Raw genomic sequence first — 15,821 nt, forward strand, 5'->3', positions numbered from 1 at the left:
CCGACCACTTCCCCTGACCGACGGCCCAGGCTCGTCGGAAGCCGGGGCCAGGAAGTGGACGCTGCACATAGCTAGCTGCAGAGCGTGAGACCAAGGCAAGAGCCCCGACGAAGGTCGGATAATAGGCAAAATCCGGCATGCTTGGGTTGTGCGCCCCCGATCGTTTTGGCCGCTGCCGGTGCGCGTGGGTGTGTGACGCGGGTGTGCGTATGCTCGAATAAACGTTTTGACATGGCGCCTGGCACCTGCCGGACGCACCTGCCGGACGCACCTGCCGGACGCGCCTGACGGCGCCCGCGACCGGGCGCCTCCGGGCGCGCCCCTCACCCCTGGACGTGCACCCCCTCCCGGCGCTCTGCGAAAATCTCGTCCGTCCGAGTCCGGATTGATTCGTGCACTCGTGCGAGGTTCACAACGGACAGGACATCGAACAGTGAAGCTTGCCGAGGCGCTGGCAGAACGAGCCGAAGCGTCGCGCCGCGTAGAACAACTACGAGCGCGCATCGTCAGCAGTGCGCGTTACCAGGAGGGCGAGACGCCCGCCGAGGACGCAGCCCAGCTGCTGGCCGAGGCCGATGAGGCACTGCGCACCCTCGAGGCACTGATCCGGCGGATCAACCGGACCGGGCTTGCGGCCGTTCAGGCAGCGGCCCGGTCAGCCGCGCGCAGCGGGCCGAGCGCCTGCGCCCACGCCAGCAGCTCGTCGACCAGCCCGTGTACCTCCGGCACGTGCGACTCCTGCGGCCGGAAGTCGGCAAAGGCCACGAAGTCCTCGCGCAGCGACAGGGCCACCTGCGGCCCGATGTCCGCCATCCGCAACGGGCCCGCCTGCGCGCGCAGTTTCTGCACCGCCATCACCGCGCCGAACAAGCCGTAGCCGACGTAACCGACCGGCTTGCCGCCCCACTCCTCGTAGAGGTAGTCGATGGCATTGGTCAGGGAGGCGGGCGGTGCGGTGTTGTACTCGGGCGTGACGACGATGAAGGCGTCGCACGAGCCGATCCGCTCGGCCCATCGCCGGGTGTGCGGCCGCCGGCCCGGCGCCATGCGCGCCGGCACAGCTTCGTCCAGCAGCGGCAGTGCGTAGTCCTTCAGGTCCACCAGCTCGAAGTCCGCGGCGTCGCCTGCGTGTTCAGCCGCCAGATCCCGCACCCATTCGGCCACCTGGACGCCGTTCCGGCCGGGGCGGGTGCTGCCGATGATGATGCCGATCCTGATCATGTTCGTTCTCCTGTTCTGATGTCTGGTGCGTTGAACCTGCGGTGAGCTCTTCGAGTCAGTCCGCGTCACTGCGAGCCAGCCGCGTTTCGCGCAGGACGGCCCAGGCGTCCGCCACGGGGCCCACATGCCCGAGCTTGTCGGGGTTGCTCACCGTGCGGATCGCCTGGACCCGCCCGTCGAGGATGTCGAGCGTCCAGGTGTTGACGACCTTGCCGTCGCGGTCCCGGAAGATCGCGCCCGGTTGGCCGTTCACCTGGTGCGGCTCCACGACGCCGCCGATGCGCACGAACGGCGGGAGGAAGGCGGTGAGCACCCGGGAGACAGCGGCGGCGCCGAAGAAGCCCCTGGCCCACTGCGGGGCCTTGCCGCCGCTGTCCGCGACCAACGACACGTCGGCGGCGAGCAGTTCCCGCAGCCCGTCGACGTTCCCTTCCCGGAAGGCGTCGAAGAAGCGCTCGGCGAGTTCCTCGCGCTCTTTCCGGTCCGCCTCGAAACGGGGCCGGCCCGCGTTCATGTGGCGGCGCGCCCGCGCCGCGAGCTGGCGGCACGCCGCCTGTGACCTGCCCACCGCCGAGGCGATCTCCGGGAAGCCGAAGGCGAACACCTCCCGCAGCACGAAGACCGCACGCTCCAGCGGGCTGAGCCGCTCCAGCAGCAACAGGGCCGCCATCGACAGCGAGTCGGCCAGCTCCGCCGAGTGCGCCGGATCCTCGTAGGGGTCGGTGAGCAGCGGCTCGGGGAACCACGGCCCGACGTACTCCTCCCGCCGCACCCGGGCCGAGCGCAGCACGTCGACCGAGACCCGGGTGACCACGGCCGACAGGAACGCCCTGGCCGAGGCGGGCCGGGTCGCGGAGAGCTCGTAGCGCAGCCAGGTCTCCTGGACCGCGTCCTCCGCCTCGCTCACGCTGCCCAGGATCCGGTAGGCGATCGAGAACAGCAGCGGCCGCAGCTGTTCGAACTCCTCGACCCGGGTCACGCCAGCCCCTCCTCGAAGCCCGTCCGCCACGACGGATAGCGCAACTCCCAGCCGAGCTCCCGCCTGGCCTTGGCGTTGGAGAAGCCGCGCCCCTCGGTCATCATCGTCACGACCACCTCCCCGGCCAGCAGCCGGGCCAGCCACTTCGGGACCCGCATCGGCGGCTTCGCTCCCGCGCACACGGCCAGATGGGGCAGCCACTCGCTCTCCGGGGCCGGCTCGTCATCGACGATGTTGAACACCCCCCTCGCCCGCTGCTCCACGGCCAGGACGGTGGCGCTCGCCGCGTCGTCGAGATGCACCCACGAGGCGTAGCCGGTGCCCTCCCCGACCAGCGGGAACTGCCGCTTGCGCACGAGCACGAGCTGGTCGTCGGTGGCGCCCGGCCCGTAGAACGCGCCGTATCGCAGCACCGCGCCGCCGGCCCTGCCGACCCCGTCCTCGACGTGGCGGAGCGCCGCCATCGCCGTGTACGCAGCCGTCCCCTCGTACAGGTCCAGCGGATCCTCCTCGGTCTTCACCCAGCCGCCCTCGCGGATTCCGTTCCAGTTGGCGTAGCCCTGCGCGACGAAATGCGACACGCCGGTCGCCTCGGCCGCGGCCAGCAGGTGGTCCGTCCCCTCGGTGCGCAGCCGGATGGTGGGGACGGCCCACCGGTCGAAGTGCTTGAGGTCGGGCTTGCCGGCGTGGGCGGTACTGATCCCGGTCATCTGGTGGACGATCACGTCCGGGCGGGCGGCCGCCACCGCTTCACCGACGGACACCGCGTCCAGCCCGTCCATCACGACGCCGTCCGCGCCCAGTTGCTCCACCAGGCCGAGCTTGGCCGCGCTCGTCGTCGTGGCCGTCACCTGGTGGCCACGTGCCACGAGCTGCGGCACCAGCCGCCGCCCCAGGACCCCGGTCCCGCCCGCCACGAACACCCGCATGACCATCACCTTCCAGATCCCGAAGTCCGTATCCGAGATCTGGGACGAGACAGCCCCGCCGTTTGTGACGTCGGCCGAGCAGGTCCGCGGGCCGACCGAGCTTTCCGGCTGCATGTCACAGACGGCCGGGCTGTCTCGTCTCGGGTTCAGGCGACACGTTCTTGGAAGAACACACCATCCCAGAGCAAGGAGCAGGCCATGAGCGAGCACACCACACACCAGAAGGTCGCGCTGATCACCGGGGCGAACAAGGGGATCGGCCGCGCGGCCGCCGGGCAACTGGCCGCGCTGGGCATGACGGTCCTGATCGGCGCCCGGGACCCGCGGCGCGGCGAAGAGGCCGCGGCGGAACTGCGCGCGGCGGGCGGCGACGCGCACGCGGTCACCCTGGACGTCACCGACCCGGCCACCGTCCGGGCGGCCGCGCAGCAGGTCGAGGAGCGCTTCGGCCACCTCGACGTGCTGGTCAACAACGCCGGCATCACCGGTTCCGGGCAGGTGTCGCCCGAAGACGCCCACGATCAGGTTCCCAGCTCCGTCGATCTGGACATGGTCCGGGCGGTGTTCGAGACCAACGTCTTCGGGGTGATCGCGGTGACCAACGCCATGCTGCCGCTGCTGCGGCGATCACCGGCGCCACGCATCGTCAACGTCAGCAGCGCCGCCGGGTCCCTGACCATCGCCAGTGACCCGCACGGCCCGCTGGCAGGTCTGCTGGCGTCGGCCGCGTACACGCCCTCCAAGACCGCGCTGAACGCGCTGACCGTGCAGTACGCCCATGAGCTGCGGAGGGACGGCATCCTCGTCAACGCGGCCGACCCCGGCTACGTCGACACGGAGATCAACAACCACAGCGGGTACCTCACGGCCGCCCAGGGCGCCGCGCCCTTGGTGCGCCTGGCCATGCTCGGCGCGGACGGGCCGACCGGCGGGTTCTTCGGTGAGGACGGCTCGGTGCCCTGGTGACGGCGGCCCCGGACAGCGGCGGACGGCCGGGGAAGTGGCGCTGGTGACGGTGGCCGAGGGGACGTCCGTCCGGCCCCTGCCCAGGAGGGGAGCACACGAGGTTCGGCTTACGAGCCCGTCTCGGCGGTCGGTCCCGCGGGCGGCGCGCCGGTGACCGCGGCGTCGTACAGGGCCTGGGTGGCGGTGCCGAAGTAGGCGCTGTAGGAGACCTGTGGCGTGTTGCCGCCGGTGTGGTAGCCGCCGATCACTCCGATGACCGCCCAGCCGCCCGGCCACGGCACGAGCATGGGGCCGCCGCTGGTTCCGCCCACGAACGCGTCGCAGGCGATGCGCGGGAACGTCCCCGGGTCGGCCGGGTCGTCGCTGACCCACCTGGTGGTCCAGCTCCAGCACTCCAGCGGCTTCTCCGCGCCGGCCGGATAGCCGATCATCCGCACGGGCGCGTGATAGTAGCCCGTGTCGGTGAGCAGCTGCACACCACCGACCGCGTCCTGCAGCCGAGTTCCGTCCTGGTTGGGCTCGGTGACCGCGAAGGCGAAGTCGTACGCGGCTCCCGCGTGCTCGCCGAGGTCGTAGTACTCCTGGGAGATGTAGACGCCGTCGGTCTGCACCGGGAAGATTCCGAAGGGCTTGAGGGCGTCGTGGTACTGCGGCACAAATCCGAGGTGGCGGCGCGGAGAAGTACCGGCGTAGCCCTTGAGGCAGTGCCCGGCGCTGAGGACCAGGTCGTGGCCGGGGCTGCGGACGACAGAGCCGCTGCACGTACGGCCGGTGCCGGTGGCATCCGTCCAGAAGAAGGTGCCGGCCTGCGGGATGCCGTCGAAGCTCCGGCTCGGCGGGATGTACTCGCCCGGCCGGGGCCCGTCCACCGTGGGCGAGACGGCGGGTGCCTTCGTGCCGGCCTCGGCCCCCTTCATCACGTCGACGGGCAGGGCTGCCGCCATGCGACCCGGGGTCCAGTAGGCGTCGAGCTGGACGGCGGCCCGGTTCGGTTCGGCCCCGGCGCCGTCGGCGGACGCCGCGGTGGCGAGTCCGACCGAGGGCAGGAGAGCTGCCGCGCAGACGGCAACGTACCGGAGGATCCTGGCTCTGAGCACCATCAGTTCCCCTCACCGCAGACACAAGTGACGGCTCACCATAGGCCCGCGGCCGCTGCCGCAGAAGTGCCCGCCACTGTTTTCGGCGAGTCCGCCGGGGACGGTGTGCGCCATCACCGAGTTCCGGCGGACGAGCATCCCGCAGGACACCCTGGGCCGGGTCGACGGGGTGTTCCGCCTGCTGTCGGTGTGCGTGTCGCGCTGCTGACGCTCGCCGCACGCTGATCCGCCACGCCCGCTTCGTGCAGCGCCGGCCACACCCGGTCGCGCGTCAGGGGCAGTTCGGTGAAGCGGAGGCCGGTCGCGTCGCGCAGGGCGTTGGCGAAGGCGGGCGCGACCGGGTTGAAGGGGCTCTCGCTCATCGACTGGGCGCCCAGGGGGCCGAGGGCGTCCGCGGTCTCCGTGAAGTGGACCTCGGTGCGCGGGACGTCGGCGTACTGGGGGAGCCGGTAGCGGCGGAAGGCGGCCGTCTCGACCTCGCCGCGCGCGTCGATGCGGACGTTCTCGAAGAGGATGGCGCCGAGAGCCTGGGCGACACCGCCCTCGACCTGGCCGCGGCACTGCATCGGGTTCATGACCTTGCCCGCGTCGGCGGCGTGCACACTGCGCAGGATGCGGATCTCGCCGGTACCGGGGTCGACGGCCACCTTGAACCACTGGGCGTTGAAGGCGACCGAGCGCGGGGTCCGCCGAAGTGCCCGTCGGCGGTGAACCCGACGCCGACCGCGCGGGCGGCGTCGGCCCGTACGAACGCTGGTGGCTGCACCTGCCGGATGGCGCTGCCGCACCGCCGCGTCTGCTGCACGAGATCACCACCGTCCTGGGCCGCTGCCAGGAGGCGCTGACCCGCCGCCGGGCCGCCGAGCACCGGACGGCGGACGAACTCGGCAGGCTGCTCACCGCCCCTGAAGCCGGTGACCTGACCACCGCGGTGCGGGCCTCAGGTCTGCCGGCCCAGGGCCCGTACCGCGTGATCGTGGCCGACGTCGACGCACGGCACGAGGGGCTGGCGGAAGGCGCGCTGGCGGAAGCGGCCGCGCACACGGCCCCGGCGTTCGCCGCCGTGGGACGCCTGCCCGACGGGACCGCGTTCGCGGTGGTACCCGAGGATGCCGCCACTGCTCTGGCGCAGACCTGGCCGCTGGTGGCCGCCTGCGAGCCGGACGTCCTCCTGCACGGCGGGCTCGCTTCACCGGCCGCCGAGGCGACCGGGCTGCCCGGCGCCCTGGCCGAGGCCCGCTACGCCCTGACGTCCGCACGGGCGACCGGGCCGGGCACCCCGTCCCTGACCGACGCCACCACCCTGACCACGCTGGACACGCTGCTCACCGGCATACCGGCCGAGGTCCGCACGGCCTACAGCCGCACCGTCCTCGGACCGCTTCTCAACCCCCAAAGCGCCTCCGCCGCCGCGCTGCTGAACACCCTGGAGGTGTTCCTCCTCCACGACGGCTCCTGGGCCCGCACGGCCGAGGCCCTGCACCTGCATGTCAACACGGTTCACTACCGGATCCAGCGCATCGAGCACTTCACCGGCCGCGACCTGTCCCGCCTGCGGGACCGCCTCGACCTGTGGGCGGCCCTGCTGTGCCGCACGGATCCGAACAGCACACAGGCCGCTACGACCGCTCGACGTGCACGCTCGTCGACTTCACCCGCGCGATGACCGTGACCCCGACCGCCAGGTCCAGTTCCTCCACCGCCTCCCGAGTCACCAGGGACACGACCTGGTGCGGACCGGCCTGGATCTCCACCCGGGCCACGACATCGTCCACGGCCAGCGCCGTGACGATCCCCGTGAGCGCGTTGCGCACGGAGGTCGGCGGCCCGGCCGTCCCGCCCCGCTCGTCCTCGGCCGCCCGCTCCCGCACGAACCGCGCCAGCCCCACGCCGTCGATCACCCGGTTCCCCGAGCCGTCCCGCCCCATCGGCATCCGGCCCGCGTCCGCCCACCGGCGCACGGTCTCCGGACTCACCCTCAACAGGCGCGCGGCCTGGCCAATGCTGTACGTCGGCACCCTCGAACCCTAGCTGTCCCCTCTCCTCGCGGAGGCCGTGCATGCTGCTGCGCCGGCTGAAGTACCTCGTTGCGCTCGGCGGCGGCCGGAACATCGCCGACTGCGTGGCCCGTTCGTACGGTCTCGAAGGCAATGAGGTGGATCCGAGCAGGCGGGGTCGCCCTTTCGGCTTGCCGCAGTCGCCTGCCGCCGATGTCCGCCCCAGAGTGAGGTGAGTGCCCTGCCGAACGGAGTGTGGGCAGCCGGAACTGAGGAGCGAGCATCGCATGGCCCGACAGAAGGTAGCGGCACGCCGATTCCCCACCGCTGACGACGCCCTCCTGATCGCTGCGGAATGGGCGCCTGCCCACATGGTCGACGCCGAGGAGATCGGTCTGCGCCTGGGCCGCATGATGGCGGACGCGCTTCCGGGGGGTGTGGGCATTCCCTTCTCCGTCCCGCCCGCTGCGGGTTCCGTTGGTCATGCCGACCTTGCCGTCCGGGGCGCAGCCGTGCGAAACCCCGCCGCCGGTACGACGCCGACGTCCGCACCCTTGGCCATGGAACACCTCCAGTCCCTGGTGACCCGGCTCGTGCGCGCAGCGCAACGAGTCCGCAAGGACCACCGGCAGCTGAGCACCGCCGAGCGGGAACGGTTCAACGAGGTGCTGAAGCAGGCCCACGGCGAACCGGACTACAAGGACCTCGTGGCCGCCCACAAGGACATGAGCCACCATCACCACACGATGCCCCACATGCCGCCGTCCGCCACGCAGCGGTTCCTGCCGTGGCACCGTGCCTACTGTCTCGAGATGGAGGAACTGCTCCGTAAGACCGAGCCCATGCTGACGATTCCGTACTGGGACTACGCCAATGACCACGCCCGCCCCGACTGGGTGTGGCAGCCCTCCGGTGTCGACCGGCCGGCTCCCGGGGCGAGCCACGGCGGACACCCTGCGCCCGTCCTGCCGACTCAGGCAACGATCGACGGCCTCCTGGCTCGACCCACCTACACGGCCTTCACCTACGGGAAGATGATGGCCGGCGTGAAGCCGGACGGTCTGGAGATCGCGGCCCACAACAACGTGCACAACTGGTGCGGCGGCTCACTGGGCGACCCCATGACCGCGGCGGAGGACCCGATTTTCTTCCTGCTGCACGCGAACGTCGACCGCATCTGGGACCAGTGGCAGCTCACCCACACCGGCGGCCCCAACGTCACCGGCGTCGACGCAGGGCTGGACCCCTGGTGGACGCAGACTTCCGGAGGTCTCACCACCGACGGCGTCAAGGACATCACTGTCCTGGGCTACTCGTACCAGTAGCAGCAGCGGGTCGGCGACGGCGTCGGGAGGCTCGCCTTCAAGCGTGCGGGCGCTGAAGGAGCTGCCGAGGGTGCAGGTGCGGCGCGGAGGCGTGGCCGTTGCAGGAGTGATGACCACCGCTGCGGGGCACCATCGAGAGGGGGGCGCCCGTTCGGGCGGCCGGGAGGGAGCTGCGCACGTGGCGTATCTGGTGGAACTCCCGCTCGGCGGAGCCGGCGGGCAGCCGGGGGAGACCGTCAGGGTGGCGATCGAGGAGCAGCCCGTGGACGGTCTGGTCCAGGTCGCGCGGCCCGGGCAGGTGGTGGCACGCGCCACCCGGTCCCTCGGTGAACTGCTCTCCGGCGTACGGCCGGTGGCCGAGAACTTCGTCGACACCTTCCGCGGAATGGCGCACGGGCCCGATGAGATCTCCATCGAGTTCGGACTCTCGCTCTCCGCCGAGGCCGATGTGGTGATCAGCAGCACCTCCGCCCAGGCCAACTTCGCCGTACGGCTGACCTGGGACCGCCGGGCGCCGGACGACGGGGCACCGGACGCGGCGTCCGGCGCCCCGGTCGGCCAGTGATGGGTTCCCGGTCCGCCGGCCCGAGCGGTCGAGTGAGGGTTCCGTCACCAGCCGACCCTGGCGGCACCACATGAGCGCCCCCGTGCGGCAGCCGGACAGCGGGGGACCGGGACCGGCCACACTGGGCGCGGCCCTGCTGCGGATCAGCGACGTGCACGGCGGCCCCCGCGGCGTGGGGTTCCTCGTCACCGATGACCTCGCCTTCACCTGCGCGCACGTCGTCTCCGCCGCGCTCGGCCTGCCGGACCGCGTGCAGCCGTCCGCCGCCGCGGAGGTCGCCGTCGACCTGCCCCTGGCGCATGCCCCGGCCGCACCAGGCCCTTCGGCACCCGGCACCCCGGCCGACCCCGGCCCCGTATCCGTGCACCGCGCCAGAGCCCGTATCGCTCACTGGGTGCCCGCGCAGGACTCCGGCGCGGGGGACATCGCGGTGCTGCAACTGGTGTCACCGTTACCGGGGGCGCGGCCGGTGCGTCTTGTCGAGGCCGACGACACCTGGGGGCATCCGGCGCGTGCCTTCGGGTTTCCCGCGGGGCGGCCGGGAGGTGCCTGGCACTCGGGCGTGCTGCGCGACCGGCAGGCCGGCGGATGGGTGCAGGCCGACCTCGGGGCGAGCGGCGGTTACCGGGTCACCGGTGGCTTCAGCGGCAGCCCCGTATGGGACGACGAACTCGGTGGCGTGGTCGGCATGATCACCGTGGCCGAGGCGGGTGAGCCGCCGGCCAGCTATCTGATACCGGCCGGCACGTTGCTCGCCGCTCAGCCAGGACTGCGCGCGCTTGCTCTGCCGCCGTCGCCGTTCCGGGGCCTGGCCGCCTTCCGCGAGGCCGACGCGGACCTCTTCCACGGCCGGGCGGCGGAGAGCACGGAGCTGGCGGACCAGGTCACCGGTCAACGGCGGACCTGTCTGGTCGGCCCGTCGGGCTGCGGCAAGTCGTCGCTCGCGCTGGCCGGAGTGGTGCCGCGGCTGCGGGCCGGGGGATTCGCGGTGGCCGTGCTGCGGCCCGCTTCCGGCAGCGGCCCCGCCGCCGCACTCGCCGCCGCGCTGCTGCCACTGCTCGAACCGGACTTCTCCGAAACCGCCCGGCTCGCCGTACTGCCGAAGGTCACCGCCCTCCTGACCAACGGCTCGTTGCCCGACGTCGTCGCCGGGGTCCTGCGCCGGCAGGGACGCGACCGCCTGCTGATCGTCGTCGACCAGTTGGAGGAGGCGTTCGGCGCCGGGCCCGAACTCGCCGGCGAAGTGGCCACGCTGCTCTTCGGCGACCGGCTCCCGGAACCCGTGCACGTCCTCGCCACCCTGCGCGCCGACTTCCTCGAAGCCGTCCTCGCGCACCCCACGACGGGCCCCGCCGTGCGCCGCGGCCTGTATGCACTCGGCCCGCTGGAGCCCGGACAGCTGCGGGAGATCGTCACCGCCCCGGTCGAGGCGGTACCCGGAGTCGGATACGAGTCCGGACTCGTCGCACGCATCCTCACCGACACCGGCGACGCCCCGGGAGCCCTGCCGCTGCTCGGCTTCACCCTCGACCAGCTCTGGCTGCGGCAGACCGGCGGCCTGCTCACCCACCGGGCGTACGAGGAACTCGGCGGCGTCACCGGCGCCCTGGGCCGGCACGCCGACAAGGAGTGGGGCAGACAGGTACCGGCGGCGGACGAGCCGGCCGCCCGGCGTCTGCTCACCGCGCTGGTCCGGGTGCCGCTCGGCTCGACCGCCGCCACCCGCCGCACGGCCCGGCGCACCGAACTCGACGACACCCGGTGGGAGATCGCGCAGCGGCTCGCCAAGAGCAGGCTTCTGGTCACCGGGCTCAGCCCCGAGGGCGCCGAGACGGTGGAACTCGCCCACGAGGCGCTGATCGGCGGCTGGCCCACGCTGGCCACGCAGGTCGCCGAGGACCGGGCGTTCCTGGTCTGGCGGGAGACGCTCCGGCACGACCTGGACCGCTGGGAGCGCGGCGGACGGGCCGCCGACCTGCTGCCGGGCCCCGCCGCGCTCGCCACCGCCGACCCCTGGCTGCGCGAGCGCCCCGCCGACCTGAGCACCGCGGAACGCGCCTACCTGGAGCAGGGGCGCGCCGACCAGCGTGCCCGCGCCCGCAGGCGCCGCACCTTCCGGTCGGGCCTCGCCCTCGTCGCCGTACTCGTCCTCGTGCTCGGCACACTCTTCGGCTACTACCGCCATGTCAGCGACGAGCGCGCCGCGGATTCCGCCTCCCGCGCGCTCGCCCAGGACTCCGCCGACCAGGCCGACGGCGACCCCGTCCTGTCGGCACAGCTCGCCCTCGCGGCGTACCGCACGTCGCACACCCGCGAGGCACGGGACGCCCTGCTGCGGGCGTACCTGGCGGACAACTTCGCCGACCGTGTCCTGACCGGGCCTCAGGACGCCCCGATCGGAAGCCCGGCCTTCGTCCACATCGTCAACGGTGACGCGGACGCCGTCCAGACCAGCCTCGACGGTGACGTGGTGGTCGCCAACTCGCCGGGCGGCCGGGGCACGGTCTTCGTGCACGCCACCAGCGGCCGCGTACGCAGCATGCGCATCGACGAGGGCGTGCAGATCGCCGCTCCGCTGGTCTCCGGCGACGGGCGGCGGGCCGGTTTTCTCGCCCTGAACGGCGAGTTGATCTGGTACGACGTCCACCGGGACGGCACCGACGAGCACCTGCTCGGGCCCGCGCACCGCCTGTCCGCCGTGACCGGCGCGGGCACCGGCCCCTACGACGGCTACAAGGCGGTGCTGTCCGCGGACGGCCGGATCGCCGCCGCTCTCAGCAACAAGTACCTGCTCTGGTGGGACCTGGACGCGCCGGCCGGGGCGGGGCACAGCGGCCGGGTTCCGGCGCCGTCCGACGTGACGCACGGCCTCCGGCTCAGCCCCGACGGACGCACGCTGCTCGTGGAGGTCACCCAGCTGACCAAGGACGGCTTCAGCGACGGCGTGCTGGCAGTCGACCGGATCACCGGCACATCCCGGACGGTGGTGCAGGGCAAGGACATCAAGGGTGTGAAGATCTCCGGGGACGGCACGGCCGTGGCGGTCTGTGCGCAGCACGGCGACGGGGAGAGCGTCACCCTATGGCGACAGCCCGTCGCGGGCGCGCCGCCGAAGAGCAGGCCGCCCGGTTACAAGGAGAAGGACCTCTGGTGCGACGCGCTGGACAGCGTCGACACCACCGGCCGCCGTGTCTCGGTCAAGGAGAACGGCTGGAACAACCTGGTCGACCTGGAGCACCGGACCCTCGCGGCCAGCGTCGGGCGGACGGCCGACGCCGGCGGGCTCACCGCGTACCCCGTGCTCGGCACCGTCGGCGGTCAGCCCGCGCTGATCGGCGTGGGGACGAACCGCGTGGTCTACACCCGGCTGTCCGAGCCCAACCGGATCGTCCCGGTCGGCGCGCTGGCGCTCACCGACGACGGCCGCAAGGTGGTCGCGATCCTCAAGGACGGCTCGCGCATCGGAATCCTGCCCCTCGGCGCCTCCAAGCCGGCGGTCAGGGTCTACCGCCCCAAGCCCTACTGGCAGCCGAAGAAGGGCGACCTCATCCAGTTCGACCACGGGGGAAAGCACCTGGTGGACCGGGTCGGCAGCAACCGCCTCATGATCCGCACGGCCGCCGACCTCCGCCCGGTCCACGAGATCACCACAGCACCCTTGCCGGGCACCTCCGAGAACAGTTTCAGTTACTTCTTCGACCGGTCCGGGAGTCTGATCACGGTCTCCGGCACGGTGATCCAGCGCTGGGACACCACCAGCGGACGGCAGCTGGCACGCTACGACGCCAAAGTCCTGCACCCGTCCTCGGAGAACGGGTCATTCGACATGATGGTGGCGAGCTACCCCGAACCGGGCCGGGTCGCGATCACCGTTTGGGGCCGGCGGGAGGTACGCATCGTCGATCTGGCCGACGGCCGGACCGAATCCACGCTGGCCACGGGCACGGACACCAACACCGTGGGGTTCGCCAAGGACGGCCGGTACTTCGCGCTGCTGCGCAGGGGCGGTGCGGTGGAGCTGTGGCGGCACGCGCCTGTGCGCAGGGTGATGGCGCCCGTCGGGCTGGGGGACGACAGCACGCAGTACGCCGTCGGTTTCCCCGACACGAAGACGTTCCTGCTGGCCAGCCATGGTCTGATCCACTTCTACCGGCTCGGGGACCCGGCCCGGGAGGGGAACGTCTACAACCTCGGCCCGGCGGTCCCGCAGGGCAGCCCGTACACCTTCCAGGATGTCTCGGGGGACGGCCGGACCGTGCTGTACACCGACGGCTCCGGCCACAGCGCCCCGCTCCGCCTGGACCCCGATGTATGGCGCCACGCCCTCTGCGCGGTCATCGGCTACCGCGAACCGACCCCTGAGGAACGCTCGGGGCTGCCGGTCGAGGCATCCGCCGGGCCGCTCTGCCCGGAGCCGGGCCCTCACGCAGGTGAGCCGAATCCTGGCCGGCCTGAACTGATGTGAGCAGAGGGGGCTTACCGACTTCGCCGAGGACATCGCGGTCTTCGGCCGGCCCCGCAGTGTCCCGGCGCGCGCACTGCTCCTCGTCCGCGGAATCGGCCCCCCGCATGGAGTATCAGTTGCCGGTGGCCTCGGACCTTTGCAGCACGGCGTCCTTTTCATCCCGATAAGATGCCTATTGTGATCAGGTCAGGACGGCACCGGCATCGCCGCCCTCTATACGGCGGCCGACGGGAAGTCGTACTGCTGTCACCGGTGATCCTTACCGTCCTCATCACCGGCCTGGCCTTCGCCACCCCCAGGGAGATCGCCTTCAGCCGCCTCCTGCCCGCGGCACCCGCCCTCGCGGCCACGATGTGGCCCGTCCTGCCGACGATCCTGCTGGGGGCGTTCTGTCTGCTGGTCATGATCGGGCTCAGCCTCGTCTACTCCGACCTGGGGACGCCGTACACGGCTGCTGCGATCGTTGCGGTCACCCTGGCGGCCGCATATGCCAGCCATCTTCGGCTCCAGCGAGAAGAGATGCTCTTCCAGGTGCGGCTCGTCGCTGACGCAGCCCAGAAGGTGCTGCTCCGCCCGCTGCCGCGCCGCATCCAGGACGTCGAAATCGAGTCGCTGTATCTGGCGGCCCAGGAGCAGGCCCGGATCGGAGGCGACTTCTATGAGGCGGCCGACACGCCGTACGGGGTCCGGCTGCTCATCGGCGACGTGCGCGGCAAGGGACTCCCGGCGGTGGGAGCGGCCTCGGCGGTGATCAACTGCTTCAGGGAGAACGCGTACGACCAGCCCGATCTGAGGAGCATCATCCATCGCCTGGAGGCCAGCATCGTCCGCTACAGCCTCACGACCCCCGCCTCGGACCAGCCGGAGCACTTCGCCACCGCGCTGATCGCCGAGATCCCGTACGGCGGTGGGCAGGTCAGGATTCTCAACTGCGGGCACCCGCCGCCCCTGCTCGTGCGGCGCGGGGAGATCCGCGTCCTCGAGTCCAGCATGCCCTCGCCGCCTCTCAACCTCGCGACGCTCCTCGGAGACCACTACTTCGTCGACACCGTCGCCTTCGGCGAGGGCGACCAGATGCTGCTCTACACCGACGGCGTGACGGAGACCCGCGACCGCGATGGCACGTTCTTCCCGCTGTCGGACTGGATGCGGCAGCTCGGCCCGGCGCCGCCCCGTGAGCTGCTGGACCGGCTTCACCGGGACCTGTTGCATTACAGCGGCGGAAGGCTCGAGGACGACATCGCGGCCCTCGCCGTGCGCTGCCGGAACCCCCCGGGTACGCAGCGCTCCGGGTAGCCGGCTGGAAGCCACGCTCGCCCGGAGCCGACCGCGCTCGGCTCAACTTCCGTGCGGCGTGGGGGAAGCTGCTGCCTGCTGTGCGCGTTCGGCAGCCGTGGGAGCCGTCACGGCGAGTCGGCGGTGGATGCGGCGGAGCATGGTGCGGGCCATGAAGGGGTGGACGCGCTTGACCGCGGCCCAGTAGAGCCTGCCGCGCCGGTTGTGGAGCCTGACGACCGTACCGAGCGTGACCTGGTGGTCGTCGACGAGGATCGAGGCGCGGAAGTCGAGGTGTCCGGCGTCCTCGCCCAGCAGCACCTCGCCGCCCTCGCGGCCCACCACCGGGAAGGAGGCCCCGCGCAGGACACCCCGCCACGACTCGGGGTCCCGCGGCATCCCGGGACGCATCCTCATCTGATAGGCGTCGCTGTAGTCGGTCCACTCGAAGGCGGCGCGGGCCAGGCGGGCGCCGGTGGGGAGGTCGCCGGCGTCGGCCCTGTCCCACATCAGCCGGTGGAGCAGCCGGACCCACGGCGACCAGCGGACGGGGCTGGGTGCCGTCCCGGTGGCCCGCTCGACGTTGTCGAAGAGCTCTTCGAGCACCGTGTCGTGCATCCAGCGCACCGCCAGGACCCAGCCCACCAGCATCGGGCCGCGGCGTTTCACCTCCAAGGTGTGCCGCACGCGGCAGCGGTCCCGGCCCAGCGGCTCGATGACGAACTCATGGTGGCCGCTCATGGGCGGGTTGAAGTCGAAGCGGACGCGGCGGCCGGGCTCGTACGCGGTGACGCGGTAGCGGACGAAGCCATGGCCGCCGTCCGCGCCGACACCCAGGGGGCGGTCGAAGCGCATCGGGGGCCAGGCCGGTGCGGGCCAGATCGGGTCCTGGGGCGAGGAAAGCCGGTCGAGCAGGGCGCCGACGGCTCGGGCCGGGGCCTCGATGGTGCGCTCGTGGACATTGCGGATCGTGCTGAACCTGCGCATAACGCGCCTCCATAC

Annotated in this window: 12 protein-coding genes and 2 pseudogenes; 7 read left to right on the forward strand and 7 right to left on the reverse strand. The window is 72.0% G+C overall.

What is annotated here, in order from left to right:
- Positions 1-433: 433 nt before the first annotated feature.
- Positions 434-628: pseudogene (locus tag AQI88_RS43205) on the forward strand (DIP1984 family protein); the annotation flags it as partial.
- Positions 629-639: 11 nt separating this feature from the next.
- On the opposite strand, the gene AQI88_RS18165 reads toward AQI88_RS43205, so the two are convergent.
- Genes AQI88_RS18165 through AQI88_RS18175 form a run of 3 tightly spaced genes read right to left on the reverse strand, consistent with a single transcriptional unit; the run spans position 640 to position 3,135 of the window.
- Entirely contained in the window at positions 640-1,221 is a 582-nt protein-coding gene (locus tag AQI88_RS18165; RefSeq protein WP_066999923.1) for an NADPH-dependent FMN reductase, read from the reverse strand.
- 55 nt (positions 1,222-1,276) lie between these two features.
- Positions 1,277-2,200, reverse strand: coding sequence for an RNA polymerase sigma-70 factor (locus AQI88_RS18170; protein WP_066999927.1), 924 nt, complete (start codon positions 2,198-2,200; stop codon positions 1,277-1,279).
- Positions 2,197-3,135 (reverse strand): NAD-dependent epimerase/dehydratase family protein, encoded by a 939-nt coding sequence (locus AQI88_RS18175; protein ID WP_208615826.1) that lies wholly within the window; start codon positions 3,133-3,135, stop codon positions 2,197-2,199. Before AQI88_RS18175 ends, AQI88_RS18170 begins: the two co-directional genes overlap by 4 nt.
- Positions 3,136-3,327: 192 nt before the next feature.
- Between AQI88_RS18175 and AQI88_RS18180 the strand changes: the two genes are divergently transcribed.
- Positions 3,328-4,095, forward strand: a complete 768-nt coding sequence (locus AQI88_RS18180; RefSeq protein WP_066999929.1) for an SDR family NAD(P)-dependent oxidoreductase — start codon at positions 3,328-3,330, stop codon at positions 4,093-4,095.
- Between the two features lie 107 nt (positions 4,096-4,202).
- Here AQI88_RS18180 and AQI88_RS18185 read toward each other — a convergent pair whose 3' ends face one another.
- The gene (locus tag AQI88_RS18185) at positions 4,203-5,195 is read right to left on the reverse strand and encodes a trypsin-like serine peptidase (RefSeq protein ID WP_107118586.1); all 993 of its coding nucleotides are present in this window, start codon (positions 5,193-5,195) and stop codon (positions 4,203-4,205) included.
- 233 nt (positions 5,196-5,428) lie between these two features.
- A pseudogene (locus tag AQI88_RS18190) lies at positions 5,429-5,928 on the reverse strand (molybdopterin cofactor-binding domain-containing protein); the annotation flags it as partial.
- Between AQI88_RS18190 and AQI88_RS18195 the strand changes: the two are divergent.
- The gene (locus AQI88_RS18195; RefSeq protein WP_079057637.1) at positions 5,887-6,858 is read left to right on the forward strand and encodes a PucR family transcriptional regulator; all 972 of its coding nucleotides are present in this window, start codon (positions 5,887-5,889) and stop codon (positions 6,856-6,858) included. The pseudogene AQI88_RS18190 and the gene AQI88_RS18195 sit on opposite strands and share 42 nt — an antisense overlap.
- On the opposite strand, the gene AQI88_RS18200 is transcribed toward AQI88_RS18195, so the two are convergent.
- Positions 6,812-7,210 carry a TOBE domain-containing protein gene (locus AQI88_RS18200; protein WP_066999935.1) on the reverse strand — a complete coding sequence of 133 codons (399 nt, stop codon included), beginning with the start codon at positions 7,208-7,210 and terminating at the stop codon, positions 6,812-6,814. The genes AQI88_RS18195 and AQI88_RS18200 overlap by 47 nt on opposite strands.
- A 266-nt stretch (positions 7,211-7,476) precedes the next feature.
- On the opposite strand from AQI88_RS18200, the gene AQI88_RS18205 reads away from it, so the two are divergent.
- The 4 genes from AQI88_RS18205 (at position 7,477) to AQI88_RS18220 (ending at position 14,840) form a co-directional block, all read left to right on the forward strand.
- Positions 7,477-8,514 carry a tyrosinase family protein gene (locus AQI88_RS18205; protein WP_066999938.1) on the forward strand — a complete coding sequence of 346 codons (1,038 nt, stop codon included), beginning with the start codon at positions 7,477-7,479 and terminating at the stop codon, positions 8,512-8,514.
- Positions 8,515-8,692: 178 nt separating this feature from the next.
- On the forward strand, positions 8,693-9,079 hold the full coding sequence (locus AQI88_RS18210; RefSeq protein WP_066999941.1) for a CU044_2847 family protein: 387 nt from the start codon (positions 8,693-8,695) through the stop codon (positions 9,077-9,079).
- A 70-nt stretch (positions 9,080-9,149) separates the two neighbouring features.
- The gene (locus AQI88_RS18215; RefSeq protein ID WP_066999944.1) at positions 9,150-13,544 is read left to right on the forward strand and encodes a S1 family peptidase; all 4,395 of its coding nucleotides are present in this window, start codon (positions 9,150-9,152) and stop codon (positions 13,542-13,544) included.
- 177 nt (positions 13,545-13,721) lie between these two features.
- Positions 13,722-14,840 (forward strand): PP2C family protein-serine/threonine phosphatase, encoded by a 1,119-nt coding sequence (locus tag AQI88_RS18220; RefSeq protein WP_066999947.1) that lies wholly within the window; start codon positions 13,722-13,724, stop codon positions 14,838-14,840.
- Positions 14,841-14,882: 42 nt separating this feature from the next.
- Here AQI88_RS18220 and AQI88_RS18225 read toward each other — a convergent pair whose 3' ends face one another.
- Entirely contained in the window at positions 14,883-15,806 is a 924-nt protein-coding gene (locus AQI88_RS18225) for a DUF2867 domain-containing protein (RefSeq protein WP_066999949.1), read from the reverse strand.
- Positions 15,807-15,821 lie beyond the last annotated feature (15 nt).

This window comes from Streptomyces cellostaticus, assembly GCF_001513965.1.
Lineage (GTDB): Bacteria > Actinomycetota > Actinomycetes > Streptomycetales > Streptomycetaceae > Streptomyces > Streptomyces cellostaticus.

Excerpts from the sequence above, each read along its gene's own strand:
- AQI88_RS18165 (WP_066999923.1), bottom strand. The coding sequence starts at position 1,221 with ATGATCAGGATCGGCATCATCATCGGCAGCACCCGCCCCGGCCGGAAC.
- AQI88_RS18175 (WP_208615826.1), bottom strand. The coding sequence starts at position 3,135 with ATGGTCATGCGGGTGTTCGTGGCGGGCGGGACCGGGGTCCTGGGGCGG.
- AQI88_RS18180 (WP_066999929.1), top strand. The coding sequence starts at position 3,328 with ATGAGCGAGCACACCACACACCAGAAGGTCGCGCTGATCACCGGGGCG.
- AQI88_RS18185 (WP_107118586.1), bottom strand. The coding sequence starts at position 5,195 with ATGGTGCTCAGAGCCAGGATCCTCCGGTACGTTGCCGTCTGCGCGGCA.
- AQI88_RS18205 (WP_066999938.1), top strand. The coding sequence starts at position 7,477 with ATGGCCCGACAGAAGGTAGCGGCACGCCGATTCCCCACCGCTGACGAC.
- AQI88_RS18215 (WP_066999944.1), top strand. The coding sequence starts at position 9,150 with ATGAGCGCCCCCGTGCGGCAGCCGGACAGCGGGGGACCGGGACCGGCC.
- AQI88_RS18225 (WP_066999949.1), bottom strand. The coding sequence starts at position 15,806 with ATGCGCAGGTTCAGCACGATCCGCAATGTCCACGAGCGCACCATCGAG.